We start from the raw sequence: 16916 nt of genomic DNA, 5'->3' as shown, positions 1-16916 counted from the left end.
CACCGCCTGGCGAGCAGAACCCGGCCGAGGTCGGCCTGCCCCGACCGTCCACACCGCGCCCGCCGGCGGGGTGCGGGCGCGGCGTGAGGACCGTCACACGTGACCGGCCGGTAACTTGTGGCCTACCCTCAGCCCGTGGACATCGTCTTCGAGCGTCGCGGCGACGGGCCGCCGCTGGTGCTGCTGCACGGGATCGGCCACCGGCTGCAGGGCTGGCGGCCGGTCATGGACCGGCTGGCCGGGGAGCGCGACGTGATCGCGCTGGATCTGCCCGGTTTCGGCGACTCGCCGCCGCTTCCTCCGGGCACCCCGTACACCGTGGACGCGACGATCGACGTCCTGGCGGACCTGTTCGAGCGGCTCGGCGTGGAGCGGCCGCACATCGCGGGCAACTCGCTGGGCGGGCTGTTCGCGCTGGAGGCCGCCGATCGCGGGCTGGTCAGCTCCGCCACCGCGCTGTCGCCGGCCGGGTTCTTCAACGCGCGCGAGCTGGCGCGGGCCGCCTCGATCCTGCGCGCCTCGCGGCTGGGGGCCAGGCTCCCGGACCCGCTGATGGCCCTGCTCGCGCGCTCGCCGCGCCGCCGGACGGCCATGTTCGGGATGATCTACGGCCGTCCCGACCTGCTGGACGCCGAGGCGCTCGCGGGGGACGCCAGGGCGATGCGCACCGCCGCCGGGTTCGAGCCGACGCTGCGGGCGGGGCGCGGGGTCCGCTTCCAGGGCGCCTGCGCGGACGTCCCGGTGACGATCGCGTGGGGCACCAGGGACCGGCTGCTGGGCGCGAGCCAGGCCGTCCGCGCCCAGCGGGCGCTGCCGGACGCCCGGTTCGTCTGGATGGAGGGCTGCGGTCACGTCCCGATGGGAGACGATCCCGAGCTGGTGGCCAAGGTCCTTCTGGACGGCAGCGCCCACCCTCTCCTCGCGGCGCAGGCCAGGTCCACCGCCTGAGCGGCCCTCCGGAGCGGTCTTCGCCAGGCGTTTGACATATCATTGAAGTCTCAACTAACCTCACCGTAGGCAAGTCGTTGAAACTTCAAGCAAATCTGGAGTGACCATGAGCATCGCCACCGCGGCCCCCGGGCTGACCGCCGGCACCTGGAACATCGACCCCGCGCACTCCGAGGTCACCTTCGTGATCCGGCACCTGATGACCAAGGTACGGGGCAGCTTCACCGACTTCTCCGGCAGCATCGTGATCGCCGACGACCTGGCCTCCTCCACGGCCACCGCCGAGATCAAGATGGCCTCCATCGACACCCGCCACGCCGACCGCGACGCGCACGTCCGCTCCGCCGACGTCCTCGACATCGAGAACCACCCGACGATGACGTTCGCGACCACCGGCCTGCGCTCCGAGGGCGGCGACCACTACCTCGACGGCGACCTCACCATCCGGGGCGTCACCCGCCCGGTCTCCCTGGAGGTCGAGTTCAACGGCGTCGGCGACGACCCGTGGGGCGGCTTCCGCGCCGGTTTCACCGCTTCCACCACGATCAACCGCAAGAACTGGGGCATCGAGTTCAACGTCCCGCTGGCCGGCGACAAGGCCCTCCTGGGCGACAAGGTCGACCTCCAGCTGGAGATCCAGGCCGTCCGCGCCTGACCTTCCCCTCCCGGGAGGTCACGAGGCGACGCCCCACTTGCCGAAGGGCCGCCCGCACCACGTGGTGCGGGCGGCCCTTCGGCATTCCCGTCCTTCAGGCGGGTGTGCCCGTGGCCGCCCGGAGGTACTGGCGGGGATAGAGCGACTCGACCGGCCCGGCCCCCAGTTCCCGCGCGGCCCGCAGCGGCCACGACGGGTCGCGGAGGGCCTCACGGGCGAGCAGCACCGCGTCCGCCGAGCCCTCCGCGAGGACGGCCTCGGCCTGCTCGGGACGGGTGATCAGCCCGACCGCCCCGACCGGGACCCCGGCCTCGGCCCGCACCCGGCGTGCGAAGGGGACCTGGTAGCCGGGCCCGACCGTGATCCGCTGGGCCGCGTCCAGGCCGCCGGACGACACGTCCATCAGATCGACGCCCCGCTCCCGCAGCGTCCCGGCGAGGTCGGCGGTCTCCTCGGGCGTCCATCCGCCCTCGATCCAGTCCGAGGCCGACAGCCGCACGAGCAGCGGCATGCCGTCCGGCCAGACGCCGCGGACGGCGTCGACGACCTCGCGGAGCAGCCGGGTGCGGTTCTCGAACGAGCCGCCGTAGCGGTCGGTCCGCCGGTTCGACAGCGGGGACAGGAACTGGTGCAGCAGGTATCCGTGTCCCGCGTGGATCTCGATCAGGTCGAACCCGGCGGCGCCGGCCCGCCGCGCCGCGTCCCGGAAGGACCGGACGACCCCGGCGAGCTCCTCGGCGGTGGCCTCGCGGGGCTCCGCCAGCCCCGGGTAGGCCAGCGGCGACGGGCCGAGGACGCTCCAGCCGCCCTGGTCCACCGGCAGGGGGCCGCGTCCGTGCCAGGGCGCGAACGCCGAGCCCTTGCGGCCCGCGTGCCCGAGCTGGACGCCGACGGCGGCGCCGTGCGCGTGGACGAAGTCGACGATGCGCGCCCACCCCGCCACCTGGTCCTCGTTCCACAGCCCGGTGTCCTGCGGGCTGATCCGCGCGTCCGGGCTGACGGCGGTGGACTCGGTGAGGATCAGCCCGAAGCCGCCCGCCGCGCGGGCGCCGAGGTGGACCAGATGCCAGTCCGCCGGGACGCCGTCGCCCGTCTCGACGCTGTACTGGCACATGGGCGAGAGCCAGGCCCGGTTCTTGATCGTCAGAGCCCGCAGGGTGATCGGTGTGAACAGGCGCGTCATGATCCGTCACCGTGAAGGAAGGTCCGGGCGTTGCCCGTGAGGGCCTCGGCGTCGAGCCCGGCGCCGGTCGCGAACCCGACCGGGTCCTGCTGCGCCATGTCGAACGGGTAGTCGCTGCCGCAGACGACCGCGTCCGCGCCGGCGTGCGCGGCGAGCAGGCGGAGCTGGCCGGCGTCGTGGGTGACGGTGTCGAAGTACAGCTCCCGGAATGTCTCGCGCGGCGGGCGCGCGGAGCTTCTCCGGACGTCGGCGCGCGTGCGCCAGCCGTGCTCCCACCGTCCGAGCAGTCCGGGCGCGCAGCCGCCGCCGTGGACGAAGCAGATCCGCAGCCGGGGGAGCCGTTCCTTGACGCCGCCCAGCAGCAGCGCGGCGACGGCGGTCGCGGTCTCCACCGGGTTGCCGATGAGGTTGGCCAGGTAGTGGTCGCCCCACTCCGGCCGGGGCAGCTGCATGGGGTGCACCAGCACCGCCAGGCCGAGCCGTTCGGCCTCGGTCAGGACGTGCAGCAGCGCGCCCCGGTCCAGGGAGGCGCCCGCGACCAGCGGCGGGATCGCCGCGCCGGCGATTCCGGGTGCCGCGGCCAGGCTCTCCAGCTGGGCGCTCGTCTCGGCGGGATCGTCGAACGAGACCATGCCCAGACCGGCGAGGGTGCCGCCGGCGTCCGCGACGAGGGCGCCGAGGGCCTCGTTGTACGCGGTGACGTAGCCGGTCGCCGGGCCCGCGACGGGGAACGCGAACGGTGGCGCGGACAGCACCCGCACGCCCACCCCTCCGGCCCGCATGTCGTCGTGGATCGCCCGCACGTCGCTCATCGCGCGCGTCTCGATGGACAGCGGGATTTCGCCCAGGTACAGCTCGCCGTCACGGTCCCGCATGGGGCCGTAGGGCGCTCCGGGAGGGAGGTCGAACAGCTCGGGCGGCAGCCAGTGGGCATGGACGTCGATCACGCCGCCGTCGATCACGCCGCTCATGGCGTCCGCCTCTCACGGTGGACGTCCAGGGGCTCGTTCGCGCTGTCCAGGTGCTCCACGGTGGTGAACACGAGCTCCCCGTCACCGATGTTCTCGATGTCGTGCAGCAGGTACTCGCCGGGGCCGAAGGTGAAGTGACGCGTCTCGCCGGCGGTGTAGGCCACCTCCCGCGTGGTGCCGTCGCTGGTGTGCTGGCGGCTGCGGCCCGCGTCCACCGCCGTCCAGAAGTAGTCCAGGACGTGCCGGTGGGCGTGCCAGCGCTCGCCGGGCGCGAGCCGGATCTCCCAGACCCGCACGCGCTCGTTCTCACTGAGCAGGCGCGACCCGACGTGCCCGTCGTGGGCGTACGTCTCGAACTCCTCGCGCAGTTCCTCGGACCAGCCGTCGAAGCCGGTCGCGACCAATTCCCCGGCCAGGGGCAGGTCGCTCAGGAACGAGGTGTCCGTCATGGTGTCTCTCCGTTCGTTACTGGTCGCTATTGGCCGGGGCCGTAGAGGCCGAACCGCAGGCTCGGGTCCCCCGGGATCCAGGTGTTGCTGAACTGCGAACGCTCCCCCATCGCGACGACGCGTTCGAGTAGGCGCGCGCTCAGCTCGAGCTGGGCGGGCTCCCATTTGCGCAGGGCGGCCGGAATGTCGCCCCTGGCCTCTTCGAGCGCCACGACGAGCGCCCACGCGTCCGCCGCGGCCTTGGCCGTGCCCGCCGCGGCGTGCGGGCGGGCGGCGCAGGCGGCGTCACCGATCAGCGCGACCCGCCCGTCGGCCATCCGGGACGCGCGCACGTCCGACACCACCTGCACGTACGGAGCGGCCGTCGCCGTCACCACCTCGGCGGCGGCGGGCGCGAGCATCCGCCCGGCGGCCTCGCGCATCTCCTCGACGTAGCGGTCCTGCACCTGCCCGGGATGGAGCGACACCTTGCCGGGGAAACCGCGCTTGTCGAGCAGCATCTCCGACAGCTCCGCGCCCTCCGGCACGTTCCGGTACCAGACGTAGTTCATCAACCGGTCGCGCGGCCCGGTGCCGCCCTCGCCCGGGATCGGGTAGAGCGTGATGTGGGAGTGGGGCACCACGCTGTATGAGATGGCGTCGCCCAGCAGCTCCCGCGTGGACTCGGTCAGCTCGTGCTCGGGGACGGTCCCGCGCCACCCCACGTACCCCGAGTAGGTGAGCCGGGCGGCGGGATCCAGCCGCTCCCGCCCGACCGAGGTGATGCCGTCGGCGAAGACCACCAGGTCGGCGGTCTCCCGGCGGCCGCTCACGAAGCGGACCGTCGCCCCGCGCTCGTCCTGGTCGAAGCCGCACGCGAACTCGCCGAGCCGGTAGCGGTCGAGCCCGAAGTCGGCGAGCAGCGCCCGGTAGAACGTGCCCCACGAGGTGTAGCTCCAGGAACGGCGGTCCCGGTCGATGATCTCGTTGCCGGGGCCGAGGTACTGGACCCACTCGGTGGTGGTGCTGAGCGCGTCCGGGCGCTGGGTGCTGCGCTCGTTGAACCAGCGCAGCGTGTCCGGCTGCAGGACGATCCCGCTGCCGCGCCCGTCCAGGGCCGCCGGGGTGCGCTCGAAGACCTCCGTCCGGAAGCCCAGGTCGCGCAGGAGCAGGGCGGCGGTGAGTCCGCCGATGGAGCCGCCGATGACCACGGCTCGCGCGCCGTCGTAGACGCTCATGACCTGGTCTCCTCTCCGGTCGTCGTGGTGGCGGGCGCGGCACCGGGCGCCGGAGCGACCGGGGCCGGGACGACCGGGACCGGGTCGGTCGGGAGCGGCGCCCCGCGGGTCTCCGGCGCGAAGAACAGCCCGATCGCGCCGAGCATGCCGACGGCGACCACGCACGTGGTGGCCAGGCCGAGATCACCGCCGAACCAGGACGCCGCGATGACACCGGCGACCAGGGGCCCGGAGGCGGTGATGAAACGGCCGATCCCGTTGTAGAGGGCCATGCCGGTCGCGCGGACGCTGGGCGGGAACAGCTCCGGCCCGTACACGAGGATGCCGGACAGCGCCCCGTACAGCCCGAACCCGGCCACCGGGATGACGAGCAGGAACACGCCGTACGAGCGGTCGAAGGGGAAGAGGAACAGCACGCTCGCCGCGGAGATCGCGAAGCTGAGCGCGAACGTCTTCCGGCGGCCGATGGCGTCGGCGAGGAAGCCCCAGGTGGCGTAGCCGAGGACGCCTCCGGCGTTGAACAGCATGGACGCCGTGGCCACCCGGTCCTTGACGGCGTCCGCGGGCAGGGCCGCCGCCGTCGCCGCCTCGCGCAGCACCTGCGGGTACCAGGTCGACACGCTCCAGAAGGCGAGCAGGGAACCGGTGGCCAGGGCGGTCCCGACGAGGGTCCGGTGCAGCAGCGGCGGGGTGAGCAGGCGGCGCAGGACGAACCGGTCCTCCTCCGCGCGATGCCCCAGCGCCTTGCGCGTCCGCCGGGCCTCGATCGTGTCCTTGATCTCCGGGGGCTCGGGGACGTGGCGGCGGATGAACCACACCAGCAGCGCCGGCGCGACCGCGATGCCCATCATGAGGCGCCAGCCGTAGCCGCCGAGGACCGCGTACGCGAGCGCGGCGACGAAGAATCCCAGGGCGTACCCCGACATCATCACGCCGCAGGCGCGGGCCCGGTGCCGGTTGCGCCAGACCTCGGCCACCAGCGCGGCCCCGACCGGGGCCTCCACGCCGGAGCCGAGTCCCGCGACGAACCGCAGGACGCCGAGCTGCCACCACGTGTCGGCGAACGCCGCGAGCGCGGTGAAGACCGCGTAGGTGACGATCCCGACCGACAGCACCCGGACCCGGCCGAAGTAGTCGGCGAGGATGCCGAACAGGATGCCGCCGGTGCCCCAGCCGAACAGGAACAGGGCGGCGGTGAGCCCGCCGTAGAGGCCGATGCTCCCGCCGTCGACGGCGATGCCGCTGTTGGGCAGCAGCTCGGTCATGGCCGGTCCGAGGACCAGCGTGTAGAGGCTTCCCGCGAACCCGTCGAGGGCCCAGCCCATGGTCGTCCCGAACAGGACGAGCCACTGGGTGCGGGTGATCTCGGCGCGCCAGCCCCGCGGAGGCGGTGCCGGGGTGGGGTGGGAGGGCATGGCGATCCCTTCGTTCGTGCGACGGATCGGTGGATCAGAGGGGGTGGGGGAGGTCAGTTGAGGCGGCCGGGTTCGTCCCGGCCGTACCAGTCGGCGTCGTCGGCGGCGGTGCGCACGACGACCGTCTTGATCCAGGTGAAGTCGTCGAAGCTCTCGGTCCCGGCGTCCCGGCCCGTCCCGGACTCCTTCGTCCCGCCCCACGGCAGCGACGGTTCGAGCCGGTGGTGGTCGTTCACCCACACCATCCCGGCGACCAGGCGGTCCGCGACCCGGTGGGCGCGGGCGACGTCGCGGGTCCAGACGCCGGCGCCGAGGCCGTACCGGTTGTCGTTGGCCTTGGCGACGGCGTCGTCCTCGTCGTCGAACGGCACGACCACCGCGACCGGCCCGAAGATCTCCTCCTGGGCGACCCGCATCGCGTTGGTCGCGCCGGCCAGGACCGTCGGCCGCACGTAGAAGCCCCCGCGCAGCGGGCCGGGCAGGTCGCCCGGGACGCCGCCGCCCGTCACCAGGCGGGCGCCCTCCTCGACGCCGACGTCGATCATCCGCAGCACCCGGTCGCGCTGGACGGCGCTGATCAGCGGCCCGAGGCGCGTCGCGGGGTCGGCGGGGTCGCCGATGCGGATCGACTCGGCCCGGCGGGCGAGGGCGGCGACGAACTCGTCGTGGATCCCGCGCTGCACCAGGAAGCGGGAGCCGGCGACGCACGACTGCCCGGCGGCGACGAACGCCGCGAACGCGGCGCCCTCGGCGGCGGCCGCCGGGTCGGCGTCGTCGAACACCAGGATCGGGGTCTTGCCGCCGAGTTCGGCCGTGACCCGGGCGAACCGTGCGGCGGTCGCGACGGCGGCGGCGCGTCCGGCCTCCGTGCCCCCGGTCAGCGTGATCTTGGCGACGCCGGGGTGGGCCGTGAGGTGCTCCCCGACGTCCCGGCCGCCGGTCACCACGTTCACCACGCCGTCCGGCAGGCCCGCCTCGCGCAGCACCTCGACCAGCGCCAGCGTGGACAGCGGGGTGGTCTCGGACGGCTTGACCACCACGGTGTTCCCGGTGGCGAGCGCGGCGGACAGGCTGCGCGCCAGGATCAGCAGCGGATGGTTGAACGGGGTGATGATCCCGCAGACGCCCAGGGGCGCGCGGCGCTGGTAGGTCAGGTACGGGCCGTCGGACGGGAGGACGGCGTCCCGCTGGGCGGCGAGCAGCCCCGCGTTGTAGCGGAACCATTCGGGGACGCGGGAGAGCTGGGCCCTGGTCTCGGTGATGGGGCGCCCGTTGTTGCGCGTCTCCAGCCGGTAGAGCGTCTCGGCGGCGGACTCGACGGCGTCGGCGGCGCGCAGCAGGTGGCGGGCGCGCTCGCTGCGCGGCAGCGCGGGCCAGGGCCCGCCGGTGAACGCGGCGCGGGCGGTGCGCACGGCGTCGTCGACCTCGGCGATCGTGCTGTCGGCGACGGTCTGGATCACCTCGCCGGTGGCCGGGTTCAGGACGGGCCGGGCCGCCGCGGCGGCGTCTGTCTGCGTCATGCGGTGCCTTTCCAACGCGGGGTGGGACCGGCGTCCCGATGCGCCGGTGCGATCGAGTATGGAATCGGACAGACCAGATTTATATGTATGGCGGAACACTCTTTCCGGTGATCTATGTTCCGCCTACCATTCAGATCGTGACCCCGACGAACGAACCGGACCACCTGCCCAACCACCGGCCCGACACTGAGTCGCTCGCCGAGCTGCGCCGCTGGCTGGACGCAGTCGGAGCCCTCACCGCGGCCGTCAACTCGGGCCGCGGACTGCGCGAGGTCCTCGACCTGATCGCGGAGACCGCGCGGTCGCTGCTCGGCCTCGACTTCTGCGGCGTCCTCGTCCCGGACGCCGCCGGGCGGAACCTGGTCATCGCCGGCTGGAGCGGGCTGACGGAGGAGTACGTCGCGCGGGTCAACTCCGACCGGCCGGTGCGCCTGGAGACCGGCGCGCGGGGCGGGGCTCCGTCGAGCCGGGCGTTCCGGTCCGGGCGGCCGGTCGCGGTCGCCGACATCTCGGCCGAGCCCGACTTCAGCTGGGCGGGCGTGGCCCGCGAACAGGGCTACCGCTCGATGCTGTCGGTGCCGCTGGTCACGGGCCCGGCGGTGGTCGGCACGCTGAACAGCTACCACTCCGCCGTCCACGACTTCACGCCGCTGGAGATCGACCGGCTGCGGCTGCTGGCCGACCACGCCGCGATCGCGCTCACCTCCGCCAGGATGCTCGACGACCTCCGCCACCAGCACGAGCTGGTCACCCGCTCCGAACGGATCCACGAAAGCCTGCTCCGCGTCGCCCTCCGGGCGGGCGGCGTCGACGGCATCGCCGCCGCGGTGTCGGACCTGCTGGCCAGGCCGGTGCTGGTCGAGGACGCCCGCGGCGAGGTCATGGCGCACGCCGGCCCCCTGGAGGACCTGCCCGGCGCCGAGATCCGCAGCACGAGCACGGCCAGGCCCGGAACGGACCTCGTCCGGCAGCACGGGGAGCACGTGGTCATCGGGGTGCTCCTGGAGGGCTCGGTGGTCGCCCGGCTCTGGCTGCCGCGCGGCACCGAGCCCCTCACGCCCCTGGACGAGCGGGCCCTCGAACACGCCTCGATCGTGCTGTCCCTCGAACTGTTCCGGCTCCGCACCGCCGCCGAGGTCGAGCAGCGGCTGCGCGGGGAACTGCTCGCCGACATCCTCGGCGGCACCGACCCCGCCTCAGGCCCGCTCCGCGAACGCGCCGAACTGCTCGGGCACGACCTGTCCCGCCCGCATCTGGCACTGGTCTGCCGGATCGAGCCCGCCCAGACCGCCCTGGCCGAGCGGGCACTGGCCGCGGTCACCCACCTGGCCTCCGGATTCGTCCCGAGACCCCTCGTCGCCCTGCACCGCCAAGCGCTCGTGGTGCTGTGGCCGGCGGAGGACGCCCGCCCTCGGGAGATCGGGGAGAGGGTGCGGAAGGCGCTGACGTCCGTGCCCGGGGTCACGGAGGCGATGGTCGCGGTGTCCGCCCCTGCCCACCACGGCATCGTCCAGTCCTACCGGACGGCGCTCGGCGCCCTCACCGTCGCGGCCAGAGCGGGACGGCCCGCGTCCACGGTGACGGTGGACGACCTGGGCATCGGCGGCCTGCTCCTACAACTGGACGACAGCGCCCAACTCCTCGCCTTCGCCGACCGCACGCTCGCGGACGTCCGCCACCACGACCGCGAACGCGGAACCGAACTCCTGCACACGCTCCGCGTCCACCTCGACGCCGGGCTCGACCGGCGCGAGACGGCGCGGCGGCTCAACGTCCACCCCAACACCGTCAGCCAGCGGCTGCGCCGCATCGAAACCGTGTCGGGCCTGGACCTGTCCCAGCCGGAGACCGTCGTCAACGTCCGGGCCGCCCTGGTCCTGCTCGACGTGGCCGAGGGCGCCGCCCCTTAGACGAGCATCAGCACCCCGCTGAACACCGCGAAGAACCCCTGGATCCACGCCCAGTGCTGGACGGGGATGCCGTAAAGCGTGTGCTCGTTGAACCCCCGGTACCCACCCTGACACGCCGCCCCGCCGTCGTCCCAGACTTCGTGGAGCAGTAGCGTCCTGCCGCAGTGCCTCTTCCCACAACGCGAGCAGCGCTCATGAACACCTCGGCGGAGAGCCCCCTCAGCGGCCTGGAGTCGGTCGGCTGGGCTGAGCTCCACCGCGCCTACGGCCCGGCCGTGGACGTCCCCGGCCAGCTCAAGGCACTCCTGTCAGCGGACGAGGAGGAACGCCGCCAGGCCCATCACCGGCTCCGCGGGAACGTCTACCACCAGGGAACCCGCTGGCAGGTGAGCTGCCATGTCGTCCCGTTCCTGACCGCACTGGTGGACGACCCGGCGACCCCGGACCGGGCGGCCGTGCTCGACCTCCTCCGCATCATCGCGCTGGGAGACCGCGACGACACCCACCTCCCCTTCGCCCTAACCCCGGCCGAGAACGTGACCGGCACTGCCGTAGCGGCCGTCGTCGCGTGGCTCTACGGCGACGACGACCGCGACGAACCCGAGGAAGCCGAAGCGGTCGCGGCGTCCTGGGACCGCGACGCCTACCTCGCGGCGGCCGTGCTCAGCGACCGGTTCGCCGCGTGGACCGACGACCCCGACCCGCTGGTCGCCGCGGGCGCGGCCGAACTCCTCGCCTGGTTCCCCGCCACCGGGCTCACCGTCTCGCGGCTCCTGGAGATCCCGGCGACCCAGGAGATACCGCGCGCGAGCGCCAATCTCACCCTCGGCTACCTCGCCCCGGCCGAACCCGCCATCGACCACCGGCTGACGTCCCTGCTCACCACCGAAAGCCTCGCCGTCCAGCTCACCGCCGCCGTCGCCCTCGCGCTCCGCCTCGGCGACCGGCTGCCCGACGCCGCGCTCCAGATACTCGCCGAGGCCCCCGACCACCCCGACGAGATCACCGCGTTCCCCATCCCCTGGGACCGCTCACTCCTCGGATTCGCCGCCCTCGCCCTCTACCGCATCGGCTTGTCCCCCTAATCCTCTAGGTTGCTCTCCATGCCGCTTGACGACGGTCTGAAGGCCCGGATGGCCGAGCCCGGCTTCTGGTCCGCCTACCTCTTCGAGGACGATGCCCCCGACTTTGAAGAGGAGGAGCCTTGCCGCGCTGAATTCGACGTAGGCGACGGCCACGCGCTCGTCCTCGACGTGGACCTCGCCTACGGCGCCTTCGAACTCGCCGTCGCCGTCCCCGGCACGGCGGAGCCCATCCAGGTCGGCTGGGATGACCAGGCCCACTTCCACCCGCACGTGATGCGCTGGTCCGAGCTGGACCTGCTGGCCCGGGCCGCGGCGCTGCGCGATGCCGAGCTGCGTCACCCGGGGCCATTCCTCGCCCTGCTGGCCCGCTTCGCCGTCCTGGACGAGCAGGACGACCCGGACGCGATGGCCCCGCTCGTGGACGGCGCCTTCCACCTGGTGCGTCCTGGCACCGTCAGCGGCCTCCGCCCTGAGACCCGAGAGTGGTACGAGCTGCGCGATCTGCGCGGCACCGGCCTGCTCTGGACGACCCGCCCGGACGGCCATCCCGCCGTCGACCAACCCCTCGACATCTCGATCGAGCGGCCGCTCTACTCGCTGCGAGCCCCCGACTCCGACGACTTCCCGTTCGCGGCCTGGGCCGCCCTCCTCGACCGCGCCCGGCATGCCCTCGCCGCCGTGGCCGCCGACCCTGCTCTCCAGGACGCCGCCGTCCGTTCCGCCCTGCAGCGCTGCTCCACCGCCCGCGGCCACCACGACCTCGTCCCACTGGCCCGGGCACTGCGCACCGCCGGTTTCGCCCAGCCCGTCCTGCTGCGCGCCTTGGAGGACCCGGTGAGCCGGGCGGAATCGTGCTGGGCGATCGAAGCGTTGGCCGGCCTCGACCAAGGCTCCCTGGTGAAACGCTGGTTCGGCCGCAGCCTCCTGGCTACGGCCCGTTTCTGGGAGCTGACCCTGACTCTGGCCGTCGAGGGCCGCCCGCAGGCCCACGCCCGTACCGTGGCGGCCGATCTCAGCGATGCCCTCAAGCAGGCCGGGCTGGGCCGTGCCGAGATCGGTGGCGGCACCTTCCGCCAGGCGCCGGGCGGCGGCTCCGTCGCCGAGAAGGTCATGATCGAGGTCACGGTCCGCGACGACCTGGACCGCGGAGCCTCCCTGGTCCACGAAACCCTGCGCCGCCACGACGCGACGGACACCGCCACCCTGGCCCGCTCCGGCCCGCCCTACGACCCCGTCCCCCTGGACCGTTGATGGGATATCGCTGAAGGGCGCGATGTGTCCCACCACGCCTCCTGGGGCGGCCTGTGGCCATTGACCAGCACCGACATCTCCCATCAACGATCTAGGGGCGGCGGTTCACGCGCCGGCACTCCGGGGGGACGTCGCGAGCCGCTCGCCGCCGGTGCGGTAGTCGAGCAGGACGAGGCGGTCGTCGATCACGGTGGTGCCGACGAGGTCCAGATCGGCCACGGGCAGTTCGTCGAAGACCGGCGCTTCCCCCTCCACACCGTGGATCATGGGGAAGAACATCACCCGGACACGGTCGACCAGCCCGAGCCGGAAGAGGCTGCGGACCAGGGACGCGCTGCCGATGGTGCGCATCGGCAGCCCGTCGTCCAGGGCCTTCAGCGCGGGCACGGCCGTCTCGACCGGCTCGTCGACGAGCGTGGTGTTCGCCCACGTCAGCGGCGGCCGCAGCGTCTTGGAGAACACGATCTTGGGGAGTTCCGCCATCCGGGGGAAGGTCGGGTCGTCGACGCTCGCGACGATCTCGGCCATCTGCCGGTACGACGTCGCGCCCATGAGCATGACGTGCTCCTCGGCGAGCTGGGCGTCCATCCATTCGGACAGCCCCGGCCCGATGTACCCCCAGTACGGGGCCGACCGCGGCCCGCCACCGCCGTACCCGTCGACGGTGCTGAACATGTCGACCATCAGCTCACGCATGCGCTCTCCCGGCCATCGGCTGGAGCCGGAGCACCCGTTGCCCCGACTTCTCCCCTGTAGACCTCCCCGGCCCGGAGAACTCATCGCCCGCACCTTCCGTCGTGCGCACCACCCTTGACACGACACACGAACGCACCCCGCGCGGCCGCATCGAAGGCCGGCCGGGGACCATCCGGGTCCTTGGAATCACGCAAACCGATCACAGGAGCCAGGTCCGCCACCTCGACGCACTCACCACCGTGATCGTCGCTGCGGCTGCTCTTGCGCCACCGGAGAGCTTGAGAGTCCATGCGTGCAGGCACCCCGCCGAGTCAATGTGGTGATCGCCACGGCGGGACCGAAAAGCAGGGAGAATGGCGATTCTATCCCCAAGGGTGCCGCGATGATCAGGCGACTCGCAGTTCGGCACCACGATCGTAGGATGTGCCGGACGGTAAGTCTTCCGGCAGACCTCGAGGGGCGATCGCCATGACCCAGAACGACCTGTTCGCAATTCCCCAGGAAGACCGGCGGTTCGAGGACTTCGTACCCGGCATGACCTATGAGCACAATGGGCAGATCGAGGTCACCGAAAAAGAAATACTCGACTTCGCGGGGGCCTTCGACCTGCAGTCGTTCCATACCGACCCGGCCGCCGCCTCGGACGGCCCCTTCGGCGGCCTGATCGCGAGCGGCTGGCACACCACCGCGCTGATGATGCGGTTGCTGACCGAGCACTATCTGCCGAGGACCGCCGGTTTCGGCAGTCCGGGCGTCGACGACCTGCGGTGGCTCGTCCCCGTACGGCCGGCCGACACGCTGCGGCTCCGGCTCACGGTCACTGACGCGGTCCGATCCACCAGCAGGCCCGACCGCGGCCTCGTGCACTTCCGGCCGCAACTGATCAACCAGGACGGCAAGGTCGTCCTGGACATGAAGGCCCTCATATTCCTGCGGACCGCGGAGGGATGAGATGAACGAGCCCGAAGTCCTCTGGCGGCCCCCGCCCGGTGTGCTGGACGCCTCCCGGATCGGCGCCCACCTGAGCATGGCTCCGCCATGACCGCGGGCTCCGCCTCGACGATTACCTCTCGCTGTGGGAATGGTCGGTGCGCGATCTCGAAAACTTCTGGACGTCGATCGCCGAGCACTTCGACGTGAAATGGCAGGTGCCGCCGGAAACGGGCCGGTCGCGACTCGACGATGTGGCCGGCGCCGTCTGGTTCCCCGGGTCGCGGCTCAACTACGCGGCCAACGTTCTCCGCCTTCCCGGTGTGGCCCCCGACGACATCGTGGTGCGCGCCTACAGCGAGACCCGGCCACCACAGAGCCTCACCGCGACCCAGTTGCGCGACACGGTGACACGGGTGGCGGCCGGGCTGCGCCGCCTGATCTTCGCTTGGGCTTCCTCAAGGTCAGCTTCTCGGCCGTGAACGGGCCGAGCTTGCGGCTCGGCCGTTCACACCTTGTTGCGCTCCCGGCCGCCACTGGCCGTGGTGCGCGGGTCGCATCACCCTTCTCCCGCCACGGGGTGGGGGGAGGGGCGGGCATGCTGACAAATACCGACGCCGTGCGCGCCCTTCGGTGGACCTTCACGGCGGCGATGTCGTCGGCCAGGCCAGCGAGCCCGCACACGACGCAACGCAACCCGCCCCTGGTGGGGCGGTTCATTCGGGAGACGTGCCCACACCACGGGTTCGGGCACCTCTGCGAGGTGTGGGGGTGCTCACTTGTTGGTTTCGTCCAGGATGTATCGCGCGAGGATGACGTCGCCGATCAAGCATACTTCGGCGACTTTCATCCGGTTGCCGGGGTGGTGAGGGAAAGCTCCGCCACCTACGAAGCGGGGGGCGTCGGTCTCACCGACGAAGAAGGGGGCGATGACGAGCTGGAGCTCGTTGGCGAGCCCTTGGGTGAGGAACTGGGTGTGGACGGTGCCGCCGCCTTCCACCATCAACCGCTGGACGCCTCGCATGGCGAGATCGTCCAGGACCTTCTCCAACTGAACTGTGTCGCCGGCGTTCACCACAGTTGCGGCGTCGCCGAGGCGGCCACGGCATTTGTCCACCGCGGCACCGGCGCAGTACACGATCTTTTCCACCTCGCCCGCGGCGAAGAACTTGGCCTCCGGGTCGAGATCGCCATGGTTGGTGAAGGTGACCTTGATCGGGCTTTCGGGGAGGCCACGGGCGAGACGGTCTTCACGGCGTTCCCGGGCCCGGACGAGCAGCCGGGGGTTGTCACGCCGAATGGTGTTGGCGCCGACAAGGATCGCGTCGCTGCCAGCCCGGACTTCGTCTACACGGTCGAAGTCTTCATCGTTGGACAGCAGCAGCCGCTTGTCGGTCGAGTCGTCGATGTAGCCATCGATCGAGGCCGCGCAGGACAGCAGTACGTAGGGACGTTCAGTCACATGGGGCTCCATGGTGGTCGTGGATCAACTGCTCGACGATCCGAACGAAATCCTCGGCGGAGTCCTCGCAGGCGTTCAGAGAGGCAAAGTGCTCGTGGGTCATCCATGAGCACAGGCGTTGGTCTCGAATCGCCTGCTGGTAGAAGCGCCGCGCCCTACCTCCGCTCGCGGGCAACACGATGATCTTCTTGCCCAGCGAGTGGGCGAGGTCGATCTCGGTTTGGGTGCCGGCCGCGCCACCGAGCACGATGACGAACTCGGCGCCCTGGACGACGTGGCGATGGCCGAAGAGTCCTATGGCCAAGGTGATGTCGGGTGGGCGGTACTGGTCAGCGATGTAGGTCATGACCTCGATGCCCACGCCGACCGGGCCGTGGCTGACCTTGTAACCGCGGCTCATGACCAGTCGTGCCAGGCACCGGACGACCGCGTCGATCACAACGGCGTCGGTATCGGGTGCCCGGCTGCCACAGATGGCGATGTGTACGGGACCAGACCTGGTTCGCACTTCAGTGCCACTGTGCGTGGTGACGCGCGGTGGCATGGGCGGCCGGTCGGCTCTGGGATCGGGGTTGTGGGCTGCTGGGGCGAGCCCGAGCAGGAGGCGGCTCTGGTCGGGTATGTGCAGGCCGTCGGCGATGCGGGAGGACTTCGATGTCGGAGACTCGGCCTTGGCGGGTGCCTCTGACCCAGTTGGAGATGTCGGAGCGGTCGTGTTGGGTGAGAAAGGCGAGCTGGGTCTGTGTGCAGTCGGGGAACTCGTTGAGGAACAGGCGGAACAGGCTCGCCACGTCCCTTTCGGTAAGGCATCGCTGAACATCGTCGCCGCACCAGAACCCCATGGGAACGGCTCCGGGATCGAAGACCCTGCGCCTGGCCACGTCGCCATTCGTCCTTGATTGGTTTGTCACCCCGGCCCCAAGCCTAGCGACCCGCAGGCGGCGGGCAAGCGCATTCGTTGGGAGTGACCCGTGGGGCGGTTCCACGGTCACAGACGACGTGCTCATTCCCTGCCGCAAAACGCGGGACGGACCACAGAGTAGGGCTCGGCAAGTCCGGCCGCAGGGGGCGGTCGGCCAGGAAGGAGTCCCAGTGAAGGACGAGAACGGCAGCAGCGGCCTGGTGGTGGCCGTGGAGAAGATCGTGGCGGCCCGCGGGCGTGCCACTCAGCCCTCCGACGGCGGATCCACCGGCAAGTCCGACCTGAACGACGGCTGAACCACG

Annotated in this window: 18 protein-coding genes; 8 read left to right on the top strand and 10 right to left on the bottom strand. The window is 71.8% G+C overall.

The genetic code is table 11. The features are described from left to right. The first annotated feature begins 135 nt into the window (after positions 1–135). Together ACZ466_RS22655 and ACZ466_RS22650 are read left to right on the top strand one after the other, a co-directional pair. Complete coding sequence (locus ACZ466_RS22655) at positions 136–948, top strand: alpha/beta fold hydrolase (protein ID WP_378287395.1); 813 nt, start codon at positions 136–138, stop codon at positions 946–948. Positions 949–1054: 106 nt separating this feature from the next. Further along, positions 1055–1603 carry a YceI family protein gene (locus tag ACZ466_RS22650; RefSeq protein WP_378287394.1) on the top strand — a complete coding sequence of 183 codons (549 nt, stop codon included), beginning with the start codon at positions 1055–1057 and terminating at the stop codon, positions 1601–1603. A 94-nt stretch (positions 1604–1697) separates the two neighbouring features. Here ACZ466_RS22650 and ACZ466_RS22645 read toward each other — a convergent pair whose 3' ends face one another. From ACZ466_RS22645 to ACZ466_RS22620, 6 genes are read right to left on the bottom strand one after another with little or no spacing between them, the layout of a single operon-like run. Beyond that, on the bottom strand, positions 1698–2786 hold the full coding sequence (locus ACZ466_RS22645) for an NADH:flavin oxidoreductase/NADH oxidase (RefSeq protein WP_378287393.1): 1089 nt from the start codon (positions 2784–2786) through the stop codon (positions 1698–1700). Beyond that, positions 2783–3757 (bottom strand): amidohydrolase family protein, encoded by a 975-nt coding sequence (locus ACZ466_RS22640; RefSeq protein ID WP_378287392.1) that lies wholly within the window; start codon positions 3755–3757, stop codon positions 2783–2785. The genes ACZ466_RS22645 and ACZ466_RS22640 overlap by 4 nt, the downstream gene beginning before the upstream one ends. Beyond that, positions 3754–4206 carry a cupin domain-containing protein gene (locus ACZ466_RS22635; RefSeq protein WP_378287390.1) on the bottom strand — a complete coding sequence of 151 codons (453 nt, stop codon included), beginning with the start codon at positions 4204–4206 and terminating at the stop codon, positions 3754–3756. Before ACZ466_RS22635 ends, ACZ466_RS22640 begins: the two co-directional genes overlap by 4 nt. Before the next feature lie 26 nt (positions 4207–4232). Next, entirely contained in the window at positions 4233–5423 is a 1191-nt protein-coding gene (locus ACZ466_RS22630) for an FAD binding domain-containing protein (RefSeq protein WP_378287389.1), read from the bottom strand. Next, on the bottom strand, positions 5420–6838 hold the full coding sequence (locus ACZ466_RS22625) for an MFS transporter (RefSeq protein WP_378287388.1): 1419 nt from the start codon (positions 6836–6838) through the stop codon (positions 5420–5422). The genes ACZ466_RS22630 and ACZ466_RS22625 overlap by 4 nt, the downstream gene beginning before the upstream one ends. A gap of 53 nt (positions 6839–6891) precedes the next feature. Next, positions 6892–8358: an aldehyde dehydrogenase gene (locus ACZ466_RS22620; RefSeq protein WP_378287387.1), complete on the bottom strand. Its 1467-nt coding sequence runs from the start codon at positions 8356–8358 to the stop codon at positions 6892–6894. A gap of 137 nt (positions 8359–8495) precedes the next feature. Here ACZ466_RS22620 and ACZ466_RS22615 point away from each other — a divergent pair, with 137 nt between their 5' ends. The 3 genes from ACZ466_RS22615 (at position 8496) to ACZ466_RS22605 (ending at position 12604) form a co-directional block, all read left to right on the top strand. Further along, entirely contained in the window at positions 8496–10268 is a 1773-nt protein-coding gene (locus tag ACZ466_RS22615; protein ID WP_378287386.1) for a helix-turn-helix domain-containing protein, read from the top strand. A gap of 194 nt (positions 10269–10462) precedes the next feature. After that, positions 10463–11353, top strand: coding sequence for a hypothetical protein (locus ACZ466_RS22610; RefSeq protein WP_378287385.1), 891 nt, complete (start codon positions 10463–10465; stop codon positions 11351–11353). Positions 11354–11371: 18 nt separating this feature from the next. Further along, the gene (locus tag ACZ466_RS22605; RefSeq protein WP_378287384.1) at positions 11372–12604 is read left to right on the top strand and encodes a hypothetical protein; all 1233 of its coding nucleotides are present in this window, start codon (positions 11372–11374) and stop codon (positions 12602–12604) included. 105 nt (positions 12605–12709) lie between these two features. Here ACZ466_RS22605 and ACZ466_RS22600 read toward each other — a convergent pair whose 3' ends face one another. Further along, a complete protein-coding gene (locus ACZ466_RS22600; protein WP_378287383.1) occupies positions 12710–13300 on the bottom strand; it encodes a dihydrofolate reductase family protein in 591 nt (196 codons plus the stop codon). Positions 13301–13380: 80 nt separating this feature from the next. Continuing rightward, positions 13381–13590 carry a DUF397 domain-containing protein gene (locus ACZ466_RS22595; RefSeq protein WP_378287382.1) on the bottom strand — a complete coding sequence of 70 codons (210 nt, stop codon included), beginning with the start codon at positions 13588–13590 and terminating at the stop codon, positions 13381–13383. Between the two features lie 178 nt (positions 13591–13768). On the opposite strand from ACZ466_RS22595, the gene ACZ466_RS22590 reads away from it, so the two are divergent. Together ACZ466_RS22590 and ACZ466_RS22585 are read left to right on the top strand one after the other, a co-directional pair. Next, complete coding sequence (locus tag ACZ466_RS22590) at positions 13769–14251, top strand: MaoC family dehydratase (protein WP_378287381.1); 483 nt, start codon at positions 13769–13771, stop codon at positions 14249–14251. Between the two features lie 122 nt (positions 14252–14373). Further along, positions 14374–14712 (top strand): acetyl-coenzyme A synthetase N-terminal domain-containing protein, encoded by a 339-nt coding sequence (locus ACZ466_RS22585; protein WP_378287438.1) that lies wholly within the window; start codon positions 14374–14376, stop codon positions 14710–14712. Between the two features lie 293 nt (positions 14713–15005). Here the strand turns inward: ACZ466_RS22585 and ACZ466_RS22580 are convergent, their stop codons facing one another. Together ACZ466_RS22580 and ACZ466_RS22575 are read right to left on the bottom strand one after the other, a co-directional pair. Next, positions 15006–15692: a RibD family protein gene (locus ACZ466_RS22580; RefSeq protein ID WP_378287380.1), complete on the bottom strand. Its 687-nt coding sequence runs from the start codon at positions 15690–15692 to the stop codon at positions 15006–15008. Next, a complete protein-coding gene (locus ACZ466_RS22575; protein WP_378287379.1) occupies positions 15685–16131 on the bottom strand; it encodes an SLOG cluster 4 domain-containing protein in 447 nt (148 codons plus the stop codon). The genes ACZ466_RS22580 and ACZ466_RS22575 overlap by 8 nt, the downstream gene beginning before the upstream one ends. A gap of 653 nt (positions 16132–16784) precedes the next feature. Here ACZ466_RS22575 and ACZ466_RS22570 point away from each other — a divergent pair. Continuing rightward, positions 16785–16910 carry a hypothetical protein gene (locus tag ACZ466_RS22570; protein ID WP_378287378.1) on the top strand — a complete coding sequence of 42 codons (126 nt, stop codon included), beginning with the start codon at positions 16785–16787 and terminating at the stop codon, positions 16908–16910. Positions 16911–16916: the final 6 nt, after the last annotated feature.

The organism is Actinomadura rugatobispora (assembly GCF_055379765.1).
Note: the sequence above shows the minus strand (reverse complement) of the source record. Positions and strands in the feature narration are given on the sequence as shown.

Excerpts from the sequence above, each read along its gene's own strand:
- ACZ466_RS22650 (WP_378287394.1), top strand. The coding sequence starts at position 1,055 with ATGAGCATCGCCACCGCGGCCCCCGGGCTGACCGCCGGCACCTGGAAC.
- ACZ466_RS22645 (WP_378287393.1), bottom strand. The coding sequence starts at position 2,786 with ATGACGCGCCTGTTCACACCGATCACCCTGCGGGCTCTGACGATCAAG.
- ACZ466_RS22640 (WP_378287392.1), bottom strand. The coding sequence starts at position 3,757 with ATGAGCGGCGTGATCGACGGCGGCGTGATCGACGTCCATGCCCACTGG.
- ACZ466_RS22635 (WP_378287390.1), bottom strand. The coding sequence starts at position 4,206 with ATGACGGACACCTCGTTCCTGAGCGACCTGCCCCTGGCCGGGGAATTG.
- ACZ466_RS22630 (WP_378287389.1), bottom strand. The coding sequence starts at position 5,423 with ATGAGCGTCTACGACGGCGCGCGAGCCGTGGTCATCGGCGGCTCCATC.
- ACZ466_RS22625 (WP_378287388.1), bottom strand. The coding sequence starts at position 6,838 with ATGCCCTCCCACCCCACCCCGGCACCGCCTCCGCGGGGCTGGCGCGCC.
- ACZ466_RS22620 (WP_378287387.1), bottom strand. The coding sequence starts at position 8,358 with ATGACGCAGACAGACGCCGCCGCGGCGGCCCGGCCCGTCCTGAACCCG.
- ACZ466_RS22610 (WP_378287385.1), top strand. The coding sequence starts at position 10,463 with ATGAACACCTCGGCGGAGAGCCCCCTCAGCGGCCTGGAGTCGGTCGGC.
- ACZ466_RS22605 (WP_378287384.1), top strand. The coding sequence starts at position 11,372 with ATGCCGCTTGACGACGGTCTGAAGGCCCGGATGGCCGAGCCCGGCTTC.
- ACZ466_RS22600 (WP_378287383.1), bottom strand. The coding sequence starts at position 13,300 with ATGCGTGAGCTGATGGTCGACATGTTCAGCACCGTCGACGGGTACGGC.
- ACZ466_RS22595 (WP_378287382.1), bottom strand. The coding sequence starts at position 13,590 with ATGGACTCTCAAGCTCTCCGGTGGCGCAAGAGCAGCCGCAGCGACGAT.
- ACZ466_RS22590 (WP_378287381.1), top strand. The coding sequence starts at position 13,769 with ATGACCCAGAACGACCTGTTCGCAATTCCCCAGGAAGACCGGCGGTTC.